This is a genomic window from uncultured Rhodospira sp., assembly GCF_937138205.1.
Lineage (GTDB): Bacteria > Pseudomonadota > Alphaproteobacteria > Rhodospirillales > Rhodospirillaceae > Rhodospira.
Window position 1 is genome coordinate 1 of the sequence record NZ_CAKZOT010000047.1, and the last position, 22,133, is coordinate 22,133.

General features: G+C 68.3%; 20 protein-coding genes. 10 read left to right on the forward strand and 10 right to left on the reverse strand.

The annotated features are described in order from the left end of the window. Positions 1 to 509 precede the first annotated feature (509 nt). From potA to Q0309_RS05830, 3 genes are read left to right on the forward strand one after another with little or no spacing between them, the layout of a single operon-like run. On the forward strand, positions 510 to 1,685 hold the full coding sequence (gene potA, locus Q0309_RS05820; RefSeq protein WP_299438416.1) for a polyamine ABC transporter ATP-binding protein: 1,176 nt from the start codon (positions 510 to 512) through the stop codon (positions 1,683 to 1,685). Beyond that, the gene (locus Q0309_RS05825; RefSeq protein ID WP_299438418.1) at positions 1,682 to 2,668 is read left to right on the forward strand and encodes an ABC transporter permease subunit; all 987 of its coding nucleotides are present in this window, start codon (positions 1,682 to 1,684) and stop codon (positions 2,666 to 2,668) included. The genes potA and Q0309_RS05825 overlap by 4 nt, the downstream gene beginning before the upstream one ends. 1 nt (position 2,669) lies before the next feature. Further along, positions 2,670 to 3,515: an ABC transporter permease subunit gene (locus Q0309_RS05830; protein ID WP_299438420.1), complete on the forward strand. Its 846-nt coding sequence runs from the start codon at positions 2,670 to 2,672 to the stop codon at positions 3,513 to 3,515. Positions 3,516 to 3,602: 87 nt separating this feature from the next. On the opposite strand, the gene Q0309_RS05835 is transcribed toward Q0309_RS05830, so the two are convergent. The 4 genes from Q0309_RS05835 to Q0309_RS05850 all read right to left on the reverse strand — a co-directional run bounded on the left by Q0309_RS05835 (position 3,603) and on the right by Q0309_RS05850 (position 9,185). Next, positions 3,603 to 4,157, reverse strand: coding sequence for a Uma2 family endonuclease (locus tag Q0309_RS05835; RefSeq protein WP_299438422.1), 555 nt, complete (start codon positions 4,155 to 4,157; stop codon positions 3,603 to 3,605). Between the two features lie 27 nt (positions 4,158 to 4,184). Next, positions 4,185 to 6,080 carry a propionyl-CoA synthetase gene (locus Q0309_RS05840; RefSeq protein ID WP_299438424.1) on the reverse strand — a complete coding sequence of 632 codons (1,896 nt, stop codon included), beginning with the start codon at positions 6,078 to 6,080 and terminating at the stop codon, positions 4,185 to 4,187. A 531-nt stretch (positions 6,081 to 6,611) separates the two neighbouring features. After that, complete coding sequence (locus Q0309_RS05845) at positions 6,612 to 7,706, reverse strand: polyamine ABC transporter substrate-binding protein (protein WP_299438426.1); 1,095 nt, start codon at positions 7,704 to 7,706, stop codon at positions 6,612 to 6,614. Between the two features lie 81 nt (positions 7,707 to 7,787). Then, positions 7,788 to 9,185 carry an aspartate aminotransferase family protein gene (locus Q0309_RS05850; RefSeq protein WP_299438428.1) on the reverse strand — a complete coding sequence of 466 codons (1,398 nt, stop codon included), beginning with the start codon at positions 9,183 to 9,185 and terminating at the stop codon, positions 7,788 to 7,790. Between the two features lie 202 nt (positions 9,186 to 9,387). Here Q0309_RS05850 and ada point away from each other — a divergent pair, with 202 nt between their 5' ends. Together ada and Q0309_RS05860 are read left to right on the forward strand one after the other, a co-directional pair. Next, entirely contained in the window at positions 9,388 to 10,470 is a 1,083-nt protein-coding gene (ada, locus tag Q0309_RS05855) for a bifunctional DNA-binding transcriptional regulator/O6-methylguanine-DNA methyltransferase Ada (RefSeq protein WP_299438430.1), read from the forward strand. 91 nt (positions 10,471 to 10,561) lie between these two features. Next, positions 10,562 to 11,872: a phenylacetate--CoA ligase family protein gene (locus Q0309_RS05860; RefSeq protein WP_299438432.1), complete on the forward strand. Its 1,311-nt coding sequence runs from the start codon at positions 10,562 to 10,564 to the stop codon at positions 11,870 to 11,872. Between the two features lie 49 nt (positions 11,873 to 11,921). On the opposite strand, the gene Q0309_RS05865 is transcribed toward Q0309_RS05860, so the two are convergent. After that, positions 11,922 to 13,106 (reverse strand): VWA domain-containing protein, encoded by a 1,185-nt coding sequence (locus Q0309_RS05865; protein ID WP_299438434.1) that lies wholly within the window; start codon positions 13,104 to 13,106, stop codon positions 11,922 to 11,924. A gap of 143 nt (positions 13,107 to 13,249) precedes the next feature. On the opposite strand from Q0309_RS05865, the gene Q0309_RS05870 reads away from it, so the two are divergent. After that, positions 13,250 to 13,510, forward strand: a complete 261-nt coding sequence (locus tag Q0309_RS05870) for a type II toxin-antitoxin system prevent-host-death family antitoxin (RefSeq protein ID WP_299438436.1) — start codon at positions 13,250 to 13,252, stop codon at positions 13,508 to 13,510. After that, on the forward strand, positions 13,507 to 13,905 hold the full coding sequence (locus Q0309_RS05875; protein WP_299438438.1) for a type II toxin-antitoxin system VapC family toxin: 399 nt from the start codon (positions 13,507 to 13,509) through the stop codon (positions 13,903 to 13,905). The genes Q0309_RS05870 and Q0309_RS05875 overlap by 4 nt, the downstream gene beginning before the upstream one ends. A gap of 4 nt (positions 13,906 to 13,909) precedes the next feature. Here the strand turns inward: Q0309_RS05875 and Q0309_RS05880 are convergent, their stop codons facing one another. From Q0309_RS05880 to Q0309_RS05890, 3 genes are read right to left on the reverse strand one after another with little or no spacing between them, the layout of a single operon-like run. Beyond that, a complete protein-coding gene (locus tag Q0309_RS05880; protein WP_299438440.1) occupies positions 13,910 to 14,158 on the reverse strand; it encodes a DUF2442 domain-containing protein in 249 nt (82 codons plus the stop codon). A gap of 49 nt (positions 14,159 to 14,207) precedes the next feature. Continuing rightward, entirely contained in the window at positions 14,208 to 16,166 is a 1,959-nt protein-coding gene (locus Q0309_RS05885) for a hypothetical protein (protein ID WP_299438442.1), read from the reverse strand. Next, the gene (locus tag Q0309_RS05890; protein ID WP_299438444.1) at positions 16,153 to 16,326 is read right to left on the reverse strand and encodes a hypothetical protein; all 174 of its coding nucleotides are present in this window, start codon (positions 16,324 to 16,326) and stop codon (positions 16,153 to 16,155) included. Before Q0309_RS05890 ends, Q0309_RS05885 begins: the two co-directional genes overlap by 14 nt. Positions 16,327 to 16,549: 223 nt before the next feature. Between Q0309_RS05890 and Q0309_RS05895 the strand changes: the two genes are divergently transcribed. The 3 genes from Q0309_RS05895 to Q0309_RS05905 all read left to right on the forward strand — a co-directional run bounded on the left by Q0309_RS05895 (position 16,550) and on the right by Q0309_RS05905 (position 19,716). Further along, positions 16,550 to 17,143: a shikimate kinase gene (locus Q0309_RS05895; protein WP_299438446.1), complete on the forward strand. Its 594-nt coding sequence runs from the start codon at positions 16,550 to 16,552 to the stop codon at positions 17,141 to 17,143. After that, positions 17,140 to 18,246 carry a 3-dehydroquinate synthase gene (aroB, locus tag Q0309_RS05900; RefSeq protein ID WP_299438448.1) on the forward strand — a complete coding sequence of 369 codons (1,107 nt, stop codon included), beginning with the start codon at positions 17,140 to 17,142 and terminating at the stop codon, positions 18,244 to 18,246. Before Q0309_RS05895 ends, aroB begins: the two co-directional genes overlap by 4 nt. Positions 18,247 to 18,444: 198 nt before the next feature. After that, the gene (locus Q0309_RS05905) at positions 18,445 to 19,716 is read left to right on the forward strand and encodes an HlyC/CorC family transporter (RefSeq protein ID WP_299438451.1); all 1,272 of its coding nucleotides are present in this window, start codon (positions 18,445 to 18,447) and stop codon (positions 19,714 to 19,716) included. A gap of 374 nt (positions 19,717 to 20,090) precedes the next feature. Here Q0309_RS05905 and Q0309_RS05910 read toward each other — a convergent pair whose 3' ends face one another. Together Q0309_RS05910 and Q0309_RS05915 are read right to left on the reverse strand one after the other, a co-directional pair. Continuing rightward, the gene (locus Q0309_RS05910) at positions 20,091 to 20,894 is read right to left on the reverse strand and encodes a cytochrome c1 (protein WP_299438453.1); all 804 of its coding nucleotides are present in this window, start codon (positions 20,892 to 20,894) and stop codon (positions 20,091 to 20,093) included. Further along, positions 20,891 to 22,132: a cytochrome b N-terminal domain-containing protein gene (locus tag Q0309_RS05915; protein ID WP_299438455.1), complete on the reverse strand. Its 1,242-nt coding sequence runs from the start codon at positions 22,130 to 22,132 to the stop codon at positions 20,891 to 20,893. Before Q0309_RS05915 ends, Q0309_RS05910 begins: the two co-directional genes overlap by 4 nt. Position 22,133: the final 1 nt, after the last annotated feature.

Genomic DNA, 22,133 nt, shown 5'->3' on the forward strand with positions numbered 1-22,133 from the left:
ACGACTACCTCGCAAGCGTCGTCACGGCATGACCCGTTCACCCGATTCCCCTGGCCACAGGTCCGGCGCGGACTCCCCACGGGGCTTGGGTCGCGGCCAATCCGCCAGGGCGCGCGTCCTCCCCAGGTGGTCAAGCCACAGGAGTCTATGGGCTGCTCCCGGCGAATCGGCTCGGTTCAGGAAGGATACACACCGCTTCGGGCCGTCGCCCGCTGGTCACGCTTCGTTCCGCTCCGCTTCACTGCGCGTGACCAGCGGCGTCATCCATTCCCAGAACCGCGTGAGAAAGGTACAGGAGTCAGGGCAACACCTTCCGTCGGGCTGGAGAGCTGATCGCGACACGAGTGTAGGCGGAACTCCCTCCCCTTTTACGGCGAGGGGTGGGGTGGGGTTTTGTCCCCTCCTGTCGGTTCGCGCGGACGTTGGCGGAGACGTGTGAATCCGATAGACACGGCGGGGTGGCCGGGAAGGGATTCGGGAACACGGCGCCCTTGGGGGGAACGGATGACATGACCGACACCATGGCGCGGAGCGGCACGGCCGCCGCCGCCCGTCCGGAGGGCAGCCGCCCCGGCGCGGTGCTGCGCCGGGCGGAGGCGCGGCCAATCATTGAGGTCGACGACGTGGTCAAGACCTTCGGGGATTTCGTCGCCGTCGATCACGTCTCCCTGACCATCCGCGAGGGCGAGTTGTTCGCCCTGCTGGGCGGGTCGGGCTGCGGCAAGACCACCCTGTTGCGAATGCTGGCCGGGTTCGAGCGCCCGACCGCCGGGCGCATCCTCATCGGCGGCCAGGACATGACCGACACGGCGCCGTATGACCGGCCGGTCAACATGATGTTCCAGTCCTACGCGCTATTCCCGCACATGACGGTCGAGGCCAACGTCGCCTTCGGCCTGCGCCAGGACGGCCTGCCCAAGGCGGAGATCCGGGAGCGGGTGGCCGACATGCTCGACCTGGTGCAACTCGCCCCCTTCGCCAAGCGCAAGCCGCACCACCTGTCCGGCGGCCAGCGCCAGCGCGTGGCCCTGGCCCGCTCGCTGGCCAAGCAGCCCAAGGTCCTTCTGCTCGACGAGCCGCTGGCGGCGCTGGACAAGAAACTGCGCGAGAAGACCCAGCTTGAGCTGGTCACCATCCAGGAGCGCGTCGGCACCACCTTCGTCATCGTCACCCACGACCAGGAAGAGGCCATGACCATGGCCGACCGGGTGGCCATCATGGACAGCGGCCGGATCATCCAGGTGGACACGCCGCACGCGCTTTATGAGTACCCCAACACCCGATACGTCGCCGAGTTCTTCGGCACCGTGAACCTGTTCGAGGGCGTGCTGATCGAGGACGAGCCGGACCACATTCTGATCCGCTCCGAAGCGCTGGCCAACCCGGTGTTCGTCGGTCACGGCATCAGCGCCCGCGAGGGCGCCACCGTGTGGGTGGCGCTGCGGCCGGAGAAGCTGGCCGTCTCCCGCGTGCCGCCCGAGACGCCGCACAACTGGGACCGGGGCATCGTCGAGGACATCGTCTACCTGGGCGGCATCTCGACCTTTCACGTCCGCCTGGCCAGCGGCGCGCTGGCGCGGGTGACCACCCAGAACCAGGAACGCATGGCCGAGCCCGAGATCACCTGGGACGACGAGGTGGTCCTGTCGTGGCGGCCGGACAACGTCGTTGTGGTGACGTCATGACGGCCGGGGCGGATACCCGGGCCGACGCGGAGCAGGCGTGGGCGAAACCGGGCGGCGAAGACCATCACGCCACCCGCCTGCAGCGGCTCGTGAAACGCTTTGGGCGCGGCACGGTGATCGGCGTGCCCTATGTGTGGCTGCTGCTGTTCTTCCTGCTGCCGTTCCTGATCGTGCTGAAGATCAGCTTCGCCGAGTTTCGCCTCGGCCTGCCGCCCTATACGCCGCTGCTGGAATGGATCGAGGGCAGCTATCTGCAAATCCGGCTGGCCCTGGGCAACTACCTGTTCCTGCTGGACGATCCGCTGTACGCGTTGGCCTACCTGAACTCGCTCAAGGTGGCGGCCGTCGCCACAGGCATCGCGCTCCTGATCGGCTACCCCATGGCCTATGCCATCGCCCGGGCGTCGCCGTCGTGGCGGTCGGTGTTCCTGCTGCTGGTGATCCTGCCGTTCTGGACCTCGTTCCTGATCCGCGTTTACGCCTGGATCGGCATCCTCAAGAACAACGGCCTCATCAACAATGCGCTGATGGCGTTGGGGCTGATCGACGAGCCGCTGCCGCTGCTCAACACCGAGTTTTCGCTGTATGTGGGGATCGTCTATTCGTACCTGCCGTTCATGGTTCTGCCGCTCTATGCGACCCTGGAGAAGATGGACGTTTCGCTGATGGAGGCGGCGGCCGACCTGGGCTGTCGGCCGTTCAAGGTGTTCCTGACGGTCACCCTGCCGCTGTCCATGCCGGGCATCGTGGCGGGGTCGATGCTGGTGTTCATTCCCGCCGTCGGCGAGTTCGTCATTCCCGACCTGCTGGGCGGCGCCGGCACCCTGATGATCGGCAAGGTGCTGTGGAGCGAGTTCTTCAACAACCGGGACTGGCCGGTCGCGTCAGCCGTGGCCATCGCCATGCTGGTGTTCCTGGTCATCCCCATCGTCATCTTCCAGCACTATCAGCAGAAGCAGGCCGAACGGGCGGAGGAGTCGTGACATGCGCAACCGCTCCTTTCTCCTCCTGTCGGCGCTGGCGTTTGGGTTCGCGTTCCTCTACCTGCCGATCCTGTTGCTGATCCTGTTCTCGTTCAACGAAAGCCGGCTGGTGACGGTGTGGGGCGGCTTTTCCCTGAAGTGGTACGCCGAGCTGTTCCAGAACGAGCAGATGCTGGACGCCGCCCTGGTCTCGCTACGGGTGGCGACCACGTCGGCCACCCTGGCCACCGTGCTTGGCACCATGGCGGCCTTGATGCTGGTGCGCTTCGGGCGGTTCCGGGGGCGGCTGCTGTTCACCGGCATGATCACCGCGCCGCTGGTCATGCCGGAGGTGATCACCGGCCTGTCGCTGCTGTTGCTGTTCGTCTCGCTGGAGACCACCCTGGGCTGGCCGTCCGGGCGCGGCATCGACACCATCACCATCGCCCACACGACGTTCTGCATGGCCTATGTGGCGGTGGTGGTGCAGTCGCGGCTGGGTGGGCTCGACCGCAGCGTCGAGGAAGCAGCCCTGGATCTGGGTGCGCGCCCCTTCAAGGCCTTCATGGTCATCACTCTGCCCATGCTGGCGCCGGCTCTGGTGTCCGGCTGGCTGCTGAGTTTCACCCTGTCATTGGACGACTTGGTGATCGCCAGCTTCGTCGCCGGCCCGGCCTCGACCACCCTGCCGATGGTGGTGTTCTCGTCGGTGCGCCTGGGGGTGACGCCGGAGATCAACGCGCTGGCGACGCTGCTGGTGCTGGTGGCGACAGTCACGATCCTTATCGCCGCCGCCCTGATGGGCCGCCAGGAGCGCGACCGCGCGCGGGCCGTCACCCGCGCCGTGGCCAAGGAGCGGGGGGCGTGAGGGGGGCTGAATCCCGAGACGGGGCGGAGTCGGATTTCGACTCCGCCCCGTTTTGAGTCCCGTTCCGAGGCGCGGCCCGGTCCGGGGTCACGCCCGAAACAGGTCTTCGACGCTGACGTCACATCCCGGCGGATCGAGACGGAGCCGCCCCTGCGACAGGATCGTTGTGCGGAGCGTGCCGTCCCCGGCGCGGGCATGATGGACGAGCCGGCGTCCTTGAGGGTCGACCACCAGATAGTGGTGGATGCTCTCGACCGAGAAATACCCGGCCAGTTTGTATCCCGTGTCGACGCGCACGGATCCGGGAGATAGACCCTCGACCACCACGACCGGGTTAACGGCCGCCATGTCATCGGGATCGCCGGCACCGCAATCCACGAGCACATCAGGGACGAAATCTCCGTCCTCGCCGATCTCCACGGTCAGGCCGTCAACCAACGCCTCGCACGGCGACCCGGCCGCGGCCAGGGCATCGCTCAACGCCCGCCACAGGCGCTGTTTCATGCGAACATGAGCGCGCCGCTCCGGGGCCATGGCCACGGCCCGACCCTCCACGCGCTCGACGCGGCCCTCGCGTTCCTCGGCCCAGCGCAAGAAGGCCGCCCGGGACAGGATCGGCCCCGTCTGTTCGGGAACGCTCATCTGGCGACCCTCCGCGCTGGGTGCGCCCTACCGCGCCAAGCCGACTTCCAGCAGGGCCTCCTCGATCTCTGGCAGGATGTCCGGATCGTCGATGGTGGCCGGCATCTTGTATTCCTGGTGGTCGGCGATCTTCTGCATGGTGCCGCGCAGGATCTTGCCGGAGCGCGTTTTGGGCAGGCGGCCCACCACCAGCGCCTTCTTGAAGGCGGCCACGGGGCCGATGGTCTCGCGCACCATCTTGACCGCCTCGGCGACGACCTCGGCGTGCGGCTTCGTCACGCCGGCCTTGAGCACCAGGAAGCCCAGCGGCATCTGCCCCTTCATGTCGTCATGCACGCCGATGACCGCGCACTCGGCGACATCCGGGTGGTTGGCCAAGACCTCTTCCATGGCACCGGTGGACAGACGGTGGCCGGCGACATTGATGATGTCGTCGGTGCGGGTCATGACGTAGACGTAGCCCTCCTCGTCCACGAAGCCCGCATCCCCGGTCTTATAGTACCCCGGGTATTCGTCCATGTAGGCCTGCCGGAACCGATCGTCGGCGTTCCACAGCGTCGGCAGCGTGCCCGGAGGCAGCGGCAGCTTGCACACCAGGGCGCCGATCTGGCCCGGGGGCACCTCCTGGCGGTTCTCGTCGAGAGTGCGCACGTCCCAGCCCGGCACGGCCTTGGTCGGCGAGCCCAGCTTGACCGGGAACTCCTCCAAGCCCATGCAGTTGGCGGCGATGGCCCAGCCGGTTTCCGTCTGCCACCAGTGGTCGATCACCGGCACCTGCAACTGAGTCTGCGCCCAGGTGATGGTGTTCGGGTCGGCGCGCTCGCCGGCCAGGAACAGGGTGCGGAAGTGGCTGAGGTCGTATTTCTTGAGGAACTCCCCGTTCGGGTCCTCTTTCTTGATGGCGCGGAAAGCCGTGGGTGCCGTGAACAGCACCGGGATCTTGTGCTCGCTGATGACGCGCCAGAAGGTGCCGGCGTCGGGCGTGCCGACGGGCTTGCCCTCGAAGACGACGGTGGTGCAGCCATGCAACAGCGGGCCGTAGCAGATGTACGAGTGGCCGACGACCCAGCCAACGTCCGAGGCGGCCCAGTACACCTCGCCCGGTTCGACGTTGTAGATCGCCTTCATGGTCCACTTCAGGGCCACGGCATGGCCGCCGTTGTCGCGCACCACGCCCTTGGGCTGGCCGGTGGTGCCGGAGGTGTAGAGGATGTACAGGGGATCGGTCGCCTTGACGGGCACACAGTCGTGCGGGCGGGCGTTGGAGACGGCCTCGGCCCAATCGACATCGCGCCCGGCGGTCATGTCGGCTTGCTTCTGCTCGCGCTGCAGGATGATGCAGCGGTCCGGCTTGTGGGTGGCCACGCGGATGGCCTCGTCGAGCAGCGGCTTGTAGGCGATGACGCGGCCCGGCTCCAGGCCGCAGGAGGCGGCGACCACGACCTTCGGCTTGGCGTCGTTGATGCGGGTGGCCAACTCGTTGGCCGCGAAGCCGCCGAACACGACCGAGTGCACGGCGCCCAGGCGGGCGCAGGCCAGCATGGCCACAAGGGCCTCGGCCACCATCGGCATGTAAAGAATGACACGGTCGCCCTTGCCCACGCCCTGGTCGGCCAGCGCGCCGGCGAACGAGGCGGTCAGCTGCTTCAGTTCGGCGTAGCTGATCTTGCGTTGCGTGCCGGTGATCGGGCTGTCGTGGATGATGGCGGTGCGGTCGCCGTGGCCGGCCTCGACGTGGCGGTCGACGGCGTTGTAGCAGGTGTTCAACTCACCGCCGACGAACCAGCGATAGAAGGGCGGGTTGGAGTCGTCCAGCACCTTGTCCCATCGCTTCACCCAGTCGATGTCCTCGGCGGCCTTGCCCCAGAAGGCGGCCGGATCGGTCAAGGACAGGCTGTGGGCTTCATCGTAGGCGTTGGCCATAACTGCGCTCTCCGCTGGTCTGACGGGGTCTCGATCTGCCTTGGGCACGCGCTCGCGAATGGTCCCCAAGCCGCATCAGGGGCAAGCAAAATTGCGCACCGCGCCTGCAAAAGCAACATGGAATGGCGAAAAATGTCGCGGTGGGGACAGGATGGTTCGTCGTGCCTCCGGCCGGGCCTATCGTATTCACACGTCGCCGCCAGTGTTCGCGCGAGCCGACGGAACGGGACAAGACCCCACCCCAACCCTCCCCGTAAACGGCTATCATATTCACACAAAATTTCTCTACTTCGTCATTACGAGGAGCGCAGCGACGAAGTAATACAGGGCGAATACTGGTGTCCTCCGCTCTGGATTGCTTCACCCTCGTCTTGCAACGAGGGTTCGCAATGACGAGTCACGTCGTCGCTCGAGCGAAGAGCAGCCGCTTCGGCGGAAAGTAGTGTGAACATGATAGCCGTAAACGGGGAGGGTTGGGGAGGGGTTTTTCGACGCCAGACCTCGGCCAGAGACGGCCCGCCGAGGCCCGCCTCAAATCCCCGTCTTGAAGCGGTTCCACAGCCGCGTGCGCATCCGGTCCACCGCCTGCGACGAGGCGCGGTCGGGGAACAGCCGGGCCATCACGTCCTCCGGCGGATAGATGCGCGGATCATTGAGGATCTCTTCGTCCATGTAGGGCTCGGCGGCGTCATTGGCGTTGGCGTAGGCCACGTAGTTGGAGATCGACGCCGCCACCTCGGGCTCCAGCAGATAGTTGATCATGGCGTGGGCGGCGTCCGGGTGCGGCGCGTCGGCCGGAATGGCCAGGGTGTCGAACCACATCAGCGTGCCTTCCGTGGGGATCACGTAGGTCACGGTGACGTCGTTGCCGGCCTCGTCGGCGCGGTCGGCGGCCTGCAGCACGTCGCCGGACCAGCCCAGGGCCAGGCAGATGTCGCCGTTGGCCAGCGCGTTGATGTATTCGGACGAGTGGAACTTGGTGATGTGCGGGCGGATCGGCATCAGCAGCTCGCGCACCGCCTCGAAGTCCTCGGGCTTGTCGGTGTTCGGATCCAGGCCCAGGTAGTTCAGCGCGATGGGAAGGAGCTCCGTCGGCGCGTCCAGGATATGCACGCCGCAGTCGGCCAGCTTCGACAGATACTCCGGATTGAACAGGAGATCATAGCTGTTCAGGGGCGCGTCCTCGCCCAGGCGCTCCGTCACCATGTCCACGTTATAGCCCAGGCCGGTCGTGCCCCACATATAGATGACGGCGTGCTCGTTGCCGGGATCGAGCTGGGCCAGATAGCCCATCAGTCGCGGGTCCAGGTTGTCCAGGTTGGGAATCTTGGACTTGTCGAGCGGCTGGAACACGCCGGCCTTGACCTGGCGTTCCATGAAGATGCCGGTCGGCACGACGAGATCATAGCCGGTGCTGCCGGCCAGCAGCTTGGCTTCCAGCACCTCGTTGGAATCGAAGACATCGTAGGTCACGTCGATGCCCGTCTTTTCCTCGAAGGTCGGGATGGTGTCCTCGGCGATGTAGTCCGACCAGTTGTAGAAATGCAGCTCCTCGGCCCGGGCGTGGGCGGCGGACACGGCGACGGCGACAAGGCCGACGACCAGGGTGGTGCGAAGATGCGCCATGGGTATCCCTCCATCCTGGGTGTGGCGGCGGCCGTGTCGCATCGGACCGGCCGGGGAGACAGGGGGGCGAGTGACGTTGGGTCAGGGGATCAGCTTGGGCAGGTCGCGTTCTGTCTGGTCCAGCGCGCGGGCCAGGGTGTCCACGAGCGTATCGATTTCAGTGCGCGTGATGATCAGGGGCGGGGCCATCACCATGGTGTCGTACACGGCGCGGATGACGGCGTTGTTGGCGAAACAGTGATCCCGGCAGCGCGTTCCGACCCGCCCGACCGGCGTGAAAAACGTGGGACCGGCCTTGTCGCGCACCAGTTCGACGCCCGCCATCAGGCCGCGCCCGCGCACCTCGCCCACCAGCCGATGGTCGCGCAGGGTGCCCAGGCGCTCCATGAAGTACGGACCGACATCCTCGCGCACGCGATCGACCAACCCCTCGCGGTGCAGGATGCTAATGTTTTCCAGGGCCACGGCGCAAGCCGTCGGGTGGCCCGAAGACGTGAAACCGTGCACGAACTCAGCGCCCAGTTCGAACAGCGTGCGGACCACGCGTTCGCCGACCATGACACCGGCGATGGGCATGTAGCCCGACGACAGGCCCTTGCCCAGGGTCATGATATCGGGGCGGATGTCGAAGGTCTGGCTGCCGAACCAGTGGCCGGTGCGGCCGAACCCGCAGATGACCTCGTCGGCGATCAGCAGAACGCCGTGGTTGGCACAGATGCGCTGGATTTCACTCCAGTAGCCCGGCGGCGGCACGATCAGCCCACCGGCGCCCTGGATGGGCTCGCCGATGAAGGCGGCCACGCGGCCCGGCCCGATGGCCTGGATCGCCTCTTCCAGCCAGCCGGCGGCCTCGCGGCCGAACGCCTCCGCGCTGGCGTTGGGCGCGTACCGGAACTGGTGTGGTTCCTGGATATGTCCGAAGTCGGGCAGCGGCAGGCCGCCCTGGTTGTGCATGGCGTCCATGCCGCCCATCGAGGCCGCCGCCACCGTCGAGCCGTGGTAGCCGTTCTGGCGGCCGATGATGACGCGCCGTTCCGGCTGGCCTTCCAGCGCCCAGTACTCGCGCACCATGCGGATCGCGGTATCATTGGCCTCGGAGCCGCTGTTGGTGAAAAAGACGTGGTCCAGGCCGCGCGGCGTCAGGTCCGCCAGCGTGCGCGCGAGTTCGATGGCCGGCGGCGTCGCGGTCTTGAAGAACTGGTTATAGTACGGCAGCTCGGTCATCTGCCGGGCCGCCGCGTCCACCATCTCGCGCCGGCCATAGCCGACATTGACGCACCACAGCCCGGCCATGCCGTCGAGGATGCGGGTGCCTTCGGAATCCCACAGCCACACGCCGTCCGCGCGGGTGATGATTCGGCTGCCCTCGGCGGCCAGGGCCTTGTAGTTGGTGAAGGGGTGAAGCTGGTGGGCGGCATCCAGGGCGCGCCATTCGCGGGCCGTGCGGTCGGGGATCGGGCTGGCGGCGGTGGTGGTCATGATCGGGGCCGAGTCCCTGCCTGAAGGGTGCGCGGTTCTCTCGCGGTGCGCAATCCGGTGTCACCTTTCTGACCCAGAGGCGGGGTTTTGGGAAGGGCCTGCATACAGGATGGTTGCGCCGGGATGCCATCGCAAGAACCGGAATGCGGCGCAGGTCGGCGCCTGATATGGGTCGAGGGCGGGCGACGGAAGGAACAGGGCGATGACCGGAGCGACCCCAAGCCAAGACGACGACGGCGACACGGCGCGCTGGCGGGCGGTGGTGGAACGACGGCCCTCCGCCGGGTCGGCCTTCGTCTATGCCGTCACCACGACCGGCGTGTACTGCCGGCCCGGCTGTCCGTCGCGGCGGCCCAACCGGGACAACGTGGTGTTTTTCGACAGTCCGGAGCCGGCCCGCGCGGCCGGGTTCCGCCCCTGCCGGCGCTGCCACCCCGATGCGTCGGCGAGCAACGGCGCCCTGGAGGCTTCGGTCACCGCCGCGCGCCAGCATCTGGAGACCTGCGAGACCGAACCGACCCTGGCCGATCTGGCGGCCGAGGCCGGCCTGAGCCCGGGCCATTTCCAGCGGGTGTTCAAGGCGATGGTCGGCGTGAGCCCGAAAGCCTACGCCCGCGCGGTGCGGGCGGCCCGGTTGCGGACGGCCTTGGAGGAGGGCGCGACGGTGACCGAGGCGATCTATGGCGCAGGGTATGGCAGTCCGGCGCGGGCACACAACGACGTCGGCCCGGCACTGGGCATGAGCCCGTCCGCCTACCGCAAGGGCGGCGCCGGGGCGGTGATCGATTACGTGACTGGGGATTGCGTGCTGGGGCGGGTTCTGGTGGCGGCAACGGCGCGCGGCCTGTGCAGCGTGGCCTTTGGCGACGACGACGCGGCGTTGCTGGACAGCCTGCGGGCACGCTTTCCAAACGCCAGTCTGCGGGCCGACGGCGACTCGGCGCGGACCGTGCTGCCGGCCGTGGTGGCGCTGGCGGCGGAGCCGGGCGCGCCGTTTGACGGGCCGCTGGATGTGCGCGGCACGGCCTTCCAGTTGCGGGTGTGGGAGGAACTGCGCCGCATTCCGCCCGGCGAGACCCGCACCTACCGCGAGGTGGCCGCCGCCATCGGCCGTCCGACGGCGACCCGCGCCGTCGCCAACGCCTGCGGCGACAACCCGGTGGCCCTGGTGGTGCCGTGTCATCGCGTGGTGCGCACCGACGGCGGCCTGGGGGGCTACCGCTGGGGTCTCGCGCGCAAGCGGACGCTGCTGCGGCACGAGGGCGCGCGCGGTGACGCGTCATGACCTTCGCGGCGGACGGACTCTGGGCAGTACCCCCATCAGAAAAAGTGGGATAGAACGGCGGGCTGCGTGACGACGGTGGGAGGACAGTGCAATGAACGTCATGGCGCCCCAGGCGTGGATGCTCGATCCGGACGTCGAGACCCTGGACCGTGCGGCCCTGGCCGAGCGGCAACGCGAACGCCTACGCCAGACGCTGGCGCACGCCTATGCCAACGTGCCCCACACCCGCCGCGCCTTTGACGAACGGGGCGTCCACCCCGACGACCTGCGGGACCTGTCCGACCTGCGCCGCTTTCCGTTCACCGTCAAGGCCGACCTGCGCGACAACTACCCCTACGGTCTGTTCGCCGTGCCACGCGAACAGGTGGTGCGGGTCCACGCCTCCTCCGGCACCACCGGCAAGCCGACAGTGGTCGGCTACACCGCTGGCGACATCGACCGCTGGGCCAACCTGATGGCCCGCGCCATGGCCACCGCCGGCGTGCGCCCGGGCGAGGTGGTGCACAATGCCTACGGCTACGGCCTGTTCACCGGCGGCATGGGCTTCCACTACGGCGCCGAGCGCCTGGGCTGCACCGTCGTCCCCATGTCGGGCGGCAACACCGAGCGCCAGATCAACGCCATGCTGGATCTGGAGGCGAGCATTCTGTGCGCCACCCCCTCTTATGCGCTGAACCTCGCCGAGGTGGCGGAAGGCATGGGCGTCGACCTGCGCGCCTCCGCCCTGCGCATCGGCCTGTTCGGCGCCGAGCCGTGGAGCGACGGGATGCGTCAGGAACTGGACGAACGCCTGGGCATCCGTTCCACCGACTCCTATGGCCTGTCGGAGATCATCGGCCCGGGCGTGGCCATGGAATGCCCCGAGCGCTGTGGCCTGCATGGGTGGGAGGATCACTTCCTGTTCGAGGTCATCGACCCCGAGACCCTGGAGCCGCTGCCCATGGGCGCGACCGGCGAACTGGTCATCACCACGCTGACCAAGGAGGCCCTGCCGATGATCCGCTACCGCACGCGCGACATCACACGGCTGGATGACACGCCCTGCGCCTGCGGCCGGACGCATGTGCGGATCATGCGGGTGACGGGCCGCAACGACGACATGCTGATCATCCGCGGTGTGAACGTCTATCCGTCGCAGATCGAGGCGGTGATGATGGGCTTTCCGGGCACCGCGCCGCACTACCAACTGATCGTCGCCCGTCAGGGGGTGATGGACACCCTGGCCGTCGAGGTGGAAGCCGCGCCCGACCTGGCCGCCGAGACCTATGTCGAGACGGCCGCGCGGGTCCGTCACCACATCAAGTCGATCATCGGTGTGACCTGCGGGGTCTCGATCGTGCCGCCCGGGTCCGTGCCCCGCTCCGAGGGCAAGGCGGTGCGGGTGAAGGACGTGCGGGGGTGAAGGGCGATCCGACTCACACAATTCCAACGCCGCTGTCGCCGCACGCCCCCTACCGGTTCAACTCCCCCATGGCCCGATCCAGGCCGTCCAGCGTGAGCGGGAACATGCGCCCGCCCATCAGCTCGTTCAGCATCTGGATCGACTGGGTGTAGCGCCAGTGCGCCTCCGGCACCGGGTTCAGCCACACGGCGTGCGGGAACTGGTCCAGCAGGCGGGTCACCCACGCCTGGCCCGGCTCCTCGTTCCAGTGCTCGACCGCGCCGCCGGGGTAGACGACCTCGTACGGGCTCATGGACGCATCGCCCACGAACACCAGCTTGTAGTCCTGCGGGTAGGTGTGGATGACGTCCCAGGTCGGGATCTGCTCCTGCCAGCGCCGCGCGTTGTTGCGCCACAGGCCCTCGTAGACGCAGTTGTGGAAGTAGTAGTGCTCCAGATGCTTGAGTTCGGAGCGCACGGCCGAGAACAGCTCCTCGCACACCCGGATGTGGTCGTCCATCGACCCGCCGACGTCCAGCAGCAACAGCACCTTCACCGTGTTGTGCCGCTCCGGCACCATCTTCAGGTCCAGCATCCCGCCCTTGTGGGCGGTCGAGCGGATGGTGTCGTCCAGGTCCAGTTCCGTGGCCGCGCCCTGGCGGGCGAAGCGGCGCAGGCGGCGCAGGGCGACCTTGATGTTGCGGGTGCCGATCTCGACCGAGTCGTCGAGGTCCTTGAACTCACGCTTGTCCCAGACCTTGACCGCGCGGCGGTGGCGCGAGCGGTCCTGGCCGATGCGGATGCCCTCGGGGTTGTAGCCGTAGGCCCCGAACGGCGACGTGCCGCGCGTGCCGATCCACTTGCTGCCGCCCTCGTGGCGCTCGGTCTGCTCCTCCAGGCGCTGGCGCAGGGTTTCCATCAGCTTTTCCCAGCCGCCCAGGGCCTCGACCTGCTTTTTCTCCTCCTCGGTCAGGAAGCGTTCGCCCAGCGCGCGCAGCCACTCCTCGGGGATCTCGGCCGTCACGCCCTCCTGGCCCTCGGGCTTCTCCAGGCCCTTGAAGACCTCGGCGAACACCCGGTCGAACTTGTCCAGGTTGCGCTCGTCCTTCACCAGCGCGGCGCGGGACAGGAAATAGAAGTCGTCGACGTCGTACTGCGGCACGCGGGCGACCATGGCCTCCAGCAGCGTCAGGTACTCATTGAGCGAGACCGGCACCTTGGCCTTGCGCAGTTCGTAGAAGAGATTGAGGAACATGGGCGGGGGGTCCCTGGTCGCGTGGGCGCGTGCCTGTCAGGTGGGCGGGAGTCTACCGGCCGCAAGGGGGGTGGGGGAAGGGCTTGCGGACGCTTCGGGCGCGGCCAATACTCAACGGATCGCTCCTGTGGGAGGAAGAGACCATGCACACCGTGACGGTCGAGGCCGCCGAAACGGACCTGGCGCGCTTGCTGGACGATGTGGCGCGCGGCGACACCATCCTTCTGCAACGCGACGGCACCCCGATCGCGCGCCTGGAACCTGTCGCCCAGCCGCTTAAGCCCCCAAACAAGCCCAAGGTTCCGCGTCTTGGGGCGCTTGAAGGCCAGTTCACCGTACCCGATGACTTCGACACCATGGAGGCCGACCTCATCGCCGATCTGTTCGAGGGCAAGGCAACGTGAGCCTGCTGTTGTTGGACACGCATGTTCTGCTGTGGGCGACGATCACGCCCAAACGCCTGCCAAATGCCATACAAGACCGGATCGACGATCCCACAAACACGCTGGCGTTCAGTGTTGTGTCCATCTGGGAGGTGGTTATCAAAGCGGTTTTGCGCCGTGCGGATTTCACGGTCGATGCCATGGCGGTGCTGGAAAGCCTTCGCGACGCCGGCTACCGGGAATTCATGGTTACTGCCGACCATGTGCTGATGGTTGGCACGCTGCCCCTCCTGCACCGCGATCCGTTTGATCGCCTCCTCCTGGCGCAGGCCATGGTGGAGGGTGCCACCCTGATCACGGCCGATGAAGCGGTGTTACGCTATGCAGGGCCGGTCGAGTTGATCGGTCCGGTCTGAAGGATTACGCCGCAGTATCGCGGGAGCGGGTCAGGTCGCCCTGCCCGGCGAGCAGGCCGTCGACAGAGATGTCCTCGTCCAGCGCGTCCCAGTGAATGCCGTGTGGGCTCAGCTCGAACGCCGCTCGTTCGCCCGCCGAGGCGTGCAGCAGCCGGGGAAACCAGGCCAGCGGCACGCCGATCGTGCGGCCATCGCGTAAGGCCACCCACATCGTGTCGTCGTCGAACGTGACGCGCTCAGGAGACGTGCTCATGCCACGCGGCCTCCAAATCCTCTCGTGCGTCCGGCCGCGCACACTACCGTTACCGTTCTCCCCCCACCCACGCCTCGACCGCCACGCGCCGCGCGTCGGCGGTCAGGTCGAGCGCGCGCAGGGCGGCGATCACCCCGCGCAGGGTTTCCATCGACGCGCCGGCCGGTCCCTCGCGGCCCAGCGCCAGGATGGCCAGGGCCACAGTCTCGCCCACGCGACCGGCCTGGGCGGCGCGGTCCAGCGACTCCAGCCGGTCGTGGTCGGTATGGCCCCCGTCGCGCCCCACCGCCTCGACGAACACCCGGTTTGACTGCATCGGCAGCCAGTGGATGTCCTCCACCGGTGCCCCCAAGGCTTCGAACAGACCCAGCAGGCGCACATAGTCCTGGTCCAGCGCCCGGCGGGCCGCCGCGTCGTCCCCTAGGCGAAATGCGCGGGCCTGCCGCCACAATATTAGCCTGTCCGGCGGCAGCGGATCGCCCAGCGCCGCGTCGGCCATGCGGGCCAGCGGCCACAACAGGGCGGCGGCGTCCTCGGCGTCGGCGTCGCCGGCCCGTCCCTGCACCTCAAGCCGGCGCAGCCACGTCCGCCCGGCCTCGATCGAGCCGGTGGCGAACAGGGCCCGGCCGGCCGCCGCGCCCAGAAAGGCGGGCACGGCCGGCTCGACCGGGATCTTCCGGATCAGGGGCGCGTACAGGCGAGCGTGGGTCAGGTACAGCGCCGGGGTGCGCGCGCGGCTGGTCTCCAGCGGGTGCAGCAGGCCCTCGGCCAGCCGCGCCGGATCGCTCTCGCGCGACAGGATCAGGTACGCCAGCGCCCGGTTCAGCGCCGTGTTGGTCTGCACCACACGCGAGACCGGCGTTTCCAGGTCGCGCTGGTCCACGTCCAGGCCGGCCCACGCCGCTTCCAGGTCCTCCACCGTCGCCGCTCCCACGGCGGCGGCGAACTCGGCGGCCTCGGCGCGCACCGCCGGCGGGCCGTTCTCGGCCAGGGCCAGCGCCCGCGCGGTCCAGGGCTGGTCGCGGCGCAGGGCGTCGGCCGGCGCGTCCACCTCGGGCAGGGCGCGCAGCAGGCGGTAGGTGACGGCGGACGCCCCGGCCAGACTGTCCGGCGGCGGGCTGTCGATGCCGGCCAGCCGCTCGGCCAGCAGGAAGAACGCCTCGCCGCCGCCCGCCTCGGCCCCCATCTCGCGCAGCAGCGCCAGGCCCAGCAGGGCCTGATGCGGCGGATCGGGTCCCTCGTGCAGGTCGCACCACACCAGCGCCTGTTGCCAGACCGGGGCGGCGTGGCCAAGGCCGACGCCCCGGGCCAGGGCGCAGGCCTCGTCGTCGCGGGCGTCCATCAGCAAGGCCCGCAGCCGCGCGCGGTGGACGGTGTCGTCGCCCGTCTCCCGCGCGCCGGCCGGCCCGGGCAGGTCCCGCGCCGGCGTGCCCAGGGTGTCGAGCAGCGCCAGCCGCGCCCTCAGCAGGGCGAGCGGGGTCAGCCCCTCCGGCGGCGTCTGCTGGCTCAAAACCAGGCGCCGGCGCAGGTCGGCGACCACCGGCGAGGGCACGGCGGTCGGCAGCGCGGCCAGCAGGTCGCGCACGCGGTCGCCGGGCGTGCCGCGCCACAGGTCGCGGGCGAAACCGCCGCTGTCCGGCGTCAGGCGGCCGGAGGATGCCGCAGGCGCCTCCAGGCCACCGGCGGGCCGGGGCGCGGCCTCGGGTGAGGGCGTTCCGGGCGATGGCAGGCGCCGCTCGTCCTCGGTCAGGCCGCCGGGTGGCGGCGCCACCTCGCGCGGCGCGGCCAGCGGCGGCGGGTCCTGCCGTGGCGCGTCCCGCTCCCACGTGGCACCACCCTCGGGCCGAACAGGGGCCGGCACCGGCCGGGGGTCTCCGCGCAGGTCCGGCGGCAGCAGCGGCAGCGGCATCATGTCGTCCTGCGCCGCGCCGGCCGCCGGAGCCATCCCCCAGGCGAGCGCCAGCGCCACACCGACGCGCCGGAGCCAGCCCCGCCTAGAAGCGGTCATTGGGGATCACCGTTTCGATGGTCCGCGTGGGCGGTTTGATGTCCCACGTGGCCAGGAAGACTCCGCCGGCCACCAGCAGGATCAGCACCAGGCTTCCCAACACCTTGAACAGAACTCCCGAGGACTCGGTCCCCGTGGAGCGGCTGCGACGTCGTGCCACGATCCCGTTCCCTTGCTTCGTCGTGGATGGCGTGTGCGTGCGCACGTGTGGCGGTCGGCTGCCCTCGAAGCGCCCCAGGTCCGGTCCCGCGTCCGGCGTCGGGGCGCCCGCCGACGGCGGCACGATGCTGGACAAGGGCCGCCGGGGCGGTCTACACAGCCCGGATATCATTCGTGGCGCCCCTCCCAGAGCGCGCCACGGCGATGAGGGCTAAGCAAGGACGATGGCGACCGCGAGGCAGTGTAGAGAGCGGCCGGTTCCGACGCAACGCATCGACGATCCCCGGCCGGTGGCGCTGGTCGGGTTGATGGGGGCTGGCAAGAGCTGTGTCGGGCGGCGGCTGGCGGCGGCCCTTGGGCGGTCGTTCATCGACGCCGACGACGAGATCGTCAAGGCGGCCGGGCTGAGCGTCTCCGACATCTTCAGTCTTTACGGCGAGGCCGCGTTCCGCGACGTCGAGCGCAAGGTCATGGCCCGCGTGCTGACGGGGCCACCCTGCGTGCTGGCCACCGGCGGTGGCGCCTTCATGGACGCCGAGACGCGCGCCCTGATCCGCGACCGCGCCGTGTCGGTGTGGCTGCGGGCCGACCTGGAGATTCTGGTCGCGCGCACGGCGGGGCGCACGCACCGGCCGCTGCTGAACACGGGCAACCCGCGCGACACTCTGAAACGCCTGATGGAGGAACGCTACCCCGTGTACGGCGAGGCCGACCTAGTGGTGGACACCGGCGCCGATTCCGCCGACCACACCACGGCGCGGGTGCTGGCGGCGCTGGCCGCCGGGGCCGCGCCGCCCGGGGACGGGACCCCGGCATGACCCCGACCACCGTCACCGTGGCGTTGGGCGCGCGCGCCTATCCCATCCACATCGGCCCCGGCCTGCTGGCCCGCGCCGGGTCGCTGATCCGCGAGGCCCTGCCGCGCGCCCGCCGCGCCATGGTGGTCAGCGATGCCACCGTGGCGCCGCTGTACCTGGAGGCGCTTGGCGATGCCCTGACGGCGGCCGGCATCGATTGGATCTCCCACGTCGTGCCGGCTGGCGAGGCCAGCAAGAGCCTGGGGCGTCTCGATGCGCTGCTGGAGGCCATGCTGGGCTACGGTGTCGAACGCGGCACGCCGGTGATCGCCCTGGGCGGCGGCGTGGTCGGCGACCTGGCCGGATTCGCCGCCGCCGTGGCGTTGCGCGGGGTGCCCCTGGTGCAGATCCCCACCACCCTGCTGGCCCAGGTCGACAGCAGCGTCGGCGGCAAGACCGCCGTCAACAGCCGTCACGGCAAGAATCTGATCGGCGCCTTCCACCAGCCGGTCCTGGTGCTGGCCGACACCGACACGCTGGAGACGCTGCCCCGGCGCGAGTTGCTGGCGGGCTACGCCGAGACCGCCAAGTACGGCCTGATCGGCGACGCCGCGTTCTGGGACTGGCTGGAGGCCAACGGCCCGGCCCTGTTGGAGGGCGACGCGGCGCGGCGGGCCGAGGCCATCGCCGTCAGTTGCCGCGCCAAGGCCGCCGTGGTGGCCGCCGACGAGCGCGAGGCCGGGCAGCGCGCCCTGCTCAACCTGGGCCACACCTTCGGCCATGCGCTGGAGGCCGAGACCGGCTACGGCGAGACCCTGCTGCACGGCGAGGCGGTGGCCATCGGCATGATCATGGCCCTCGACCTGTCGCACCGGCTGGGCGTGTGCCCGGGCCAGGATGTGGCGCGGGTCCGGGCGCATTTCGCGGCGGTCGGGCTGCCGGTGCGGCCCGACCCCGGCCGCGCCTGGGACATCGACCGGCTGATCGGACACATGGCCAAGGACAAGAAAGTGGCGGACGGCCGCATCACCTTCGTCCTGGCGAAGGGCATCGGGCACGCCTACCTTGAACGCGACGTCCCCGCCGAGGCGGTGCGGGCGATCCTGGCGGCCAGCTTGGGCTGATGGGTCGCGACCGTCCGCCGGCATCGTCCCGTTTCGACGGCACGAGGACCCGCGCTTGACACACGCCGTCATTGCGAGCCCCCTTCGCGAGAAGGGGGCGACGCAATCCAGAGCGGACGACGACACCCGTTGCCCTGGATTGCTTCGCCGCTTCGCGCCTCGCAATGACGGGGATCTCTCCCTCACGGCCTCACGAGCATGATCGAATCACTCATCGCCATCGTCTTGCTGCTGGTCCTCTCGGGCCTGTTTTCCGGCTCGGAGACCGCGCTGACCGCCGCCTCGCGCCCGCTCATGATGGAGCTGGAAAAGGGCGGCCACAAACGCGCGCGCACTGTCAACCGCCTGCTGAAGACGCGCGAACAGCTCATCGGCACCATCCTGCTGGGCAACAACTTGGTCAATATCCTGGCCTCGTCGCTGGCCACCAGCGTGCTGATCGCCGCCTTCGGCGAGACCGGGGTGGTCTACGCCACCGCCGGCATGACGGTGCTGGTGCTGATCTTCGCCGAGATCCTGCCCAAGACCTATGCCCTGACCCACACCAACACCATGGCGCTGGCGGTGGCTCCCATCATGCGCGCGCTGACGTGGCTGTTCTGGCCGGTGACACGGGTGATCCAGGGGCTGGTTCAGGTCATGCTGAAGGTCTTCAAGGCCGACGCCGGGCAGGAGAAGACCGCCGCCCACGCGCTGGCCGAGTTGCGCGGGGCCATCGAACTGCACACCGCCGAGGCCGACGGCGATGGCCCCAGCGGCCGCACCGTGCGGCGCGAGCGGGCCATGCTGAAAAGCGTGCTGGACCTGGCCGACGTCGAGGTCGGCGAGATCATGGTGCACCGCTCCAACCTGGTGATGATCGACGCCGACCTGCCGGCCTCGGAGATCGTCGAGCAGGTGCTCAACAGCCCCTATACCCGCATTCCCCTGTGGCGCGACCGCATGGACAACATCGTCGGCGTGCTGCACGTCAAGGCGCTGCTGCGGGCGGTGCAGGCCTATACGGGGAACCTCGACGAGATGGACGTGGTCGGGCTGGCGGCGCCGCCGTGGTTCATTCCCGACACCACCACGCTGCTGCACCAGTTGCAGGCCTTCCGCGAACGCCGCGAGCACTTCGCCATGGTGGTGGACGAGTACGGCACCATCATGGGTGTGGTGACGCTGGAAGACATCCTGGAGGAGATCGTCGGCGACATCAGCGACGAGCACGATATCCAGGTGGCTGGCGTGCGGACGCAGCCGGACGGGTCCTACGTCATCGCCGGCGACGTCACCATCCGCGACCTGAACCGCGAGTTCGAGTGGAACCTGCCCGACGACGTAGCCAACACCCTGGCCGGCCTGATCCTGCACGAGGCGCGGCGCATTCCCGAGGCGGGGCAGAGCTACCGCTTCCACGGCTTCCGCTTCGAGGTGCTGAAGCGGGTGCGCAACCGCATCACCTCGATCCGCGTGGTGCCGGGGTAGGGGGTAAGGCCCCGTAGAGATGCGTAGGGTGAGTTCGCGCTCCGCCCAATGTTTGATGAACGGTCCGCCTGTCCCATCCCCGATACCGCAGGTAAGTGCCTGATCGGGCCGCAGCGCGTCGAGGCCATTCGGACGACTCGCACGCGCCACCACGGCCTGCCCTACAGCCAATTCCCAAGTCGCATAGAGCCTTGGCGCCCAATTGCGGAATTAAGGATAGCGCAGCTCTCCCAGGCGAGGGGCTGGGCGACTCACCGAGCCGGGCTCGCCGCGCCCGGCATGTCCCGTTGAACCAAAAAGAAGGGCCACCCGCCGCAGCGGGTGGCCCAGTTTGATCAGGTGTTCAAAAGGGTGCCCGACCGGACGGGACCGGATCAATGGGCATCCTTCCAGATTTCGCGCTTGTAGGCATACAGCACGCCGGTGAACACGATCAGGAACAGAAGCGTGTAGCGGCCCAGTTCCTTGCGGTCCTCCAGCTCCGGCTCGGCGGCCCACTGCAGGAACGCGGTCACGTCCTTGGCCATCTGTTCCGGCGTTGCCTCGGTGCCGTCAGAGTACGTCACGGCGCCTTCGAACAACTGTTCCGGCATGGAGATGGCGTAACCGGGGAAGTAGGCGTTGAAGGACTTGCCCGGCGGCAGCGCGAAGTCGGGGTCCTCCTCGTGAACCCACTCCGGCACGCCGCCTTCGTAGCCGAGCATCAGGCTGTAGACGTAGTCGGCGCCGCCGTCACGGGCCCGCGTCATGACCGACAGGTTGGGCGGCACCACGCCCCCGTTGGCCAGCTTGGCGAGCGCGTCGTTCTCGTACGGTTCCGCGAACGCGTCCGGCGGCGTGGCCGGCCGGGTGAACATTTCACCCCACTCGTCCGGACCGTCCCGGACCTCGAACTGCGCGGCGATCTCCTTCACCTCGTCCTCGGTATACCCGAGGCCCTCAAGGTTGCGGTAGTGCATGTAGTCCAGCGGGTGGCAGGAGGCGCAGACCTGCGCGTAGACCTCCCAGCCGCGCTTGAGCTGGTCCTCATTGTAGCGGCCGTAGATCCCCTCGAAGCTCCACGACGGATGCATCAACTCGGGGCCGCCATGTCCTCCCGCCGCCTGGGCGGCGGTGCCGCCCAGCGACAGCCCGGCGGCCAGGGCGGCGGCTGTACTGATACGGATCAGGGTCTTCATGCTGCGGCCTCCTTGTCATGACCGGCGGTCACGGCCGCACTGATGCTCTCTGGCACGGGTTTGGTTTTCTCGAACCACCCCAGCAGCGGCAGGATGAGGATGAAGTGGGCGAAGTAGTAGGCGGTGGCCCACTGACCCATGGTGACGTAGGCGCCCTCGGCGGGCATGGCGCCCAGCCAGGTGAGGATGCAGAAGTCAATCACCAGCAGCCAGAAGAACCACTTGAACAGCGGGCGGAAGCGGCCGCTGCGCACCTTGGAGGTATCCAGCCACGGCAACGCCAGCCAGATCGCGATGGACAGGAACATCAGGACGACACCGCCCAGCTTGTCCGGCACCGCGCGCAGGATGGCGTAGAACGGCAGGAAGTACCACTCCGGCACGATGTGCTCGGGCGTGACCATCGGGTCGGCCTGCACGTAGTTGATGGCGTGGTTGAAGTAGTTGGGAGCGAAGAAGACAAAGAACGCCAGCGCGATCAGGGCGACACCCAGCCCAAACGCATCCTTCATCGTGTAGTACGGATGGAACGGCAGTGTATCGGCCTTCTTCTTCACTTCCACGCCCAGCGGGTTGTTCGACTTGGTCGTGTGCAGCGCCCACAGGTGCAGGAACACCAGCGCGAAGATGACCATCGGGAACAGGTAGTGCAGCGAGAAGAAGCGTTGCAGCGTGGCGTTGTTCACCCCGAAGCCGCCCCACAGCCAAATGGCCAAGTCCTCGCCGACCCAGGGAATGGGGGTCACAAGACTGGTGATCACGGTGGCGGCCCAGAAGGACATCTGCCCCCACGGCAGCACGTAGCCCAAAAAGGCCGTCCCGACCATGACAAGGTAGATGATCACGCCGATGCCCCACAGCAATTCTCGCGGCGCCTTATAGGAGCCGTAGTACATGCCGCGGAAAATATGGATGTATACACACAAGAAGAACAGACTGACCGTGTTCATGTGGATGAACCGGATGAGCCAGCCGTAATTGACATCGCGCATAATGCGCTCAATGGACGCGAACGCCATGTCTTCGTGCGGCACGTAGTACATGGCCAGGAAAATGCCGCTGAAGATCAGAATCACCAGGGCAATACCGGCGAGGGAGCCGAAGTTCCACCAGTAATTCAGGTTGCGTGGCGCGGGATAGACGACCAGCTCATTGTACATCAATGTGAAGATCGGCATCCGGCGATCGACCCATTTGATGGCTCGATTGCTCCAGACGGGGTTGGGTGTGCTGCTCATG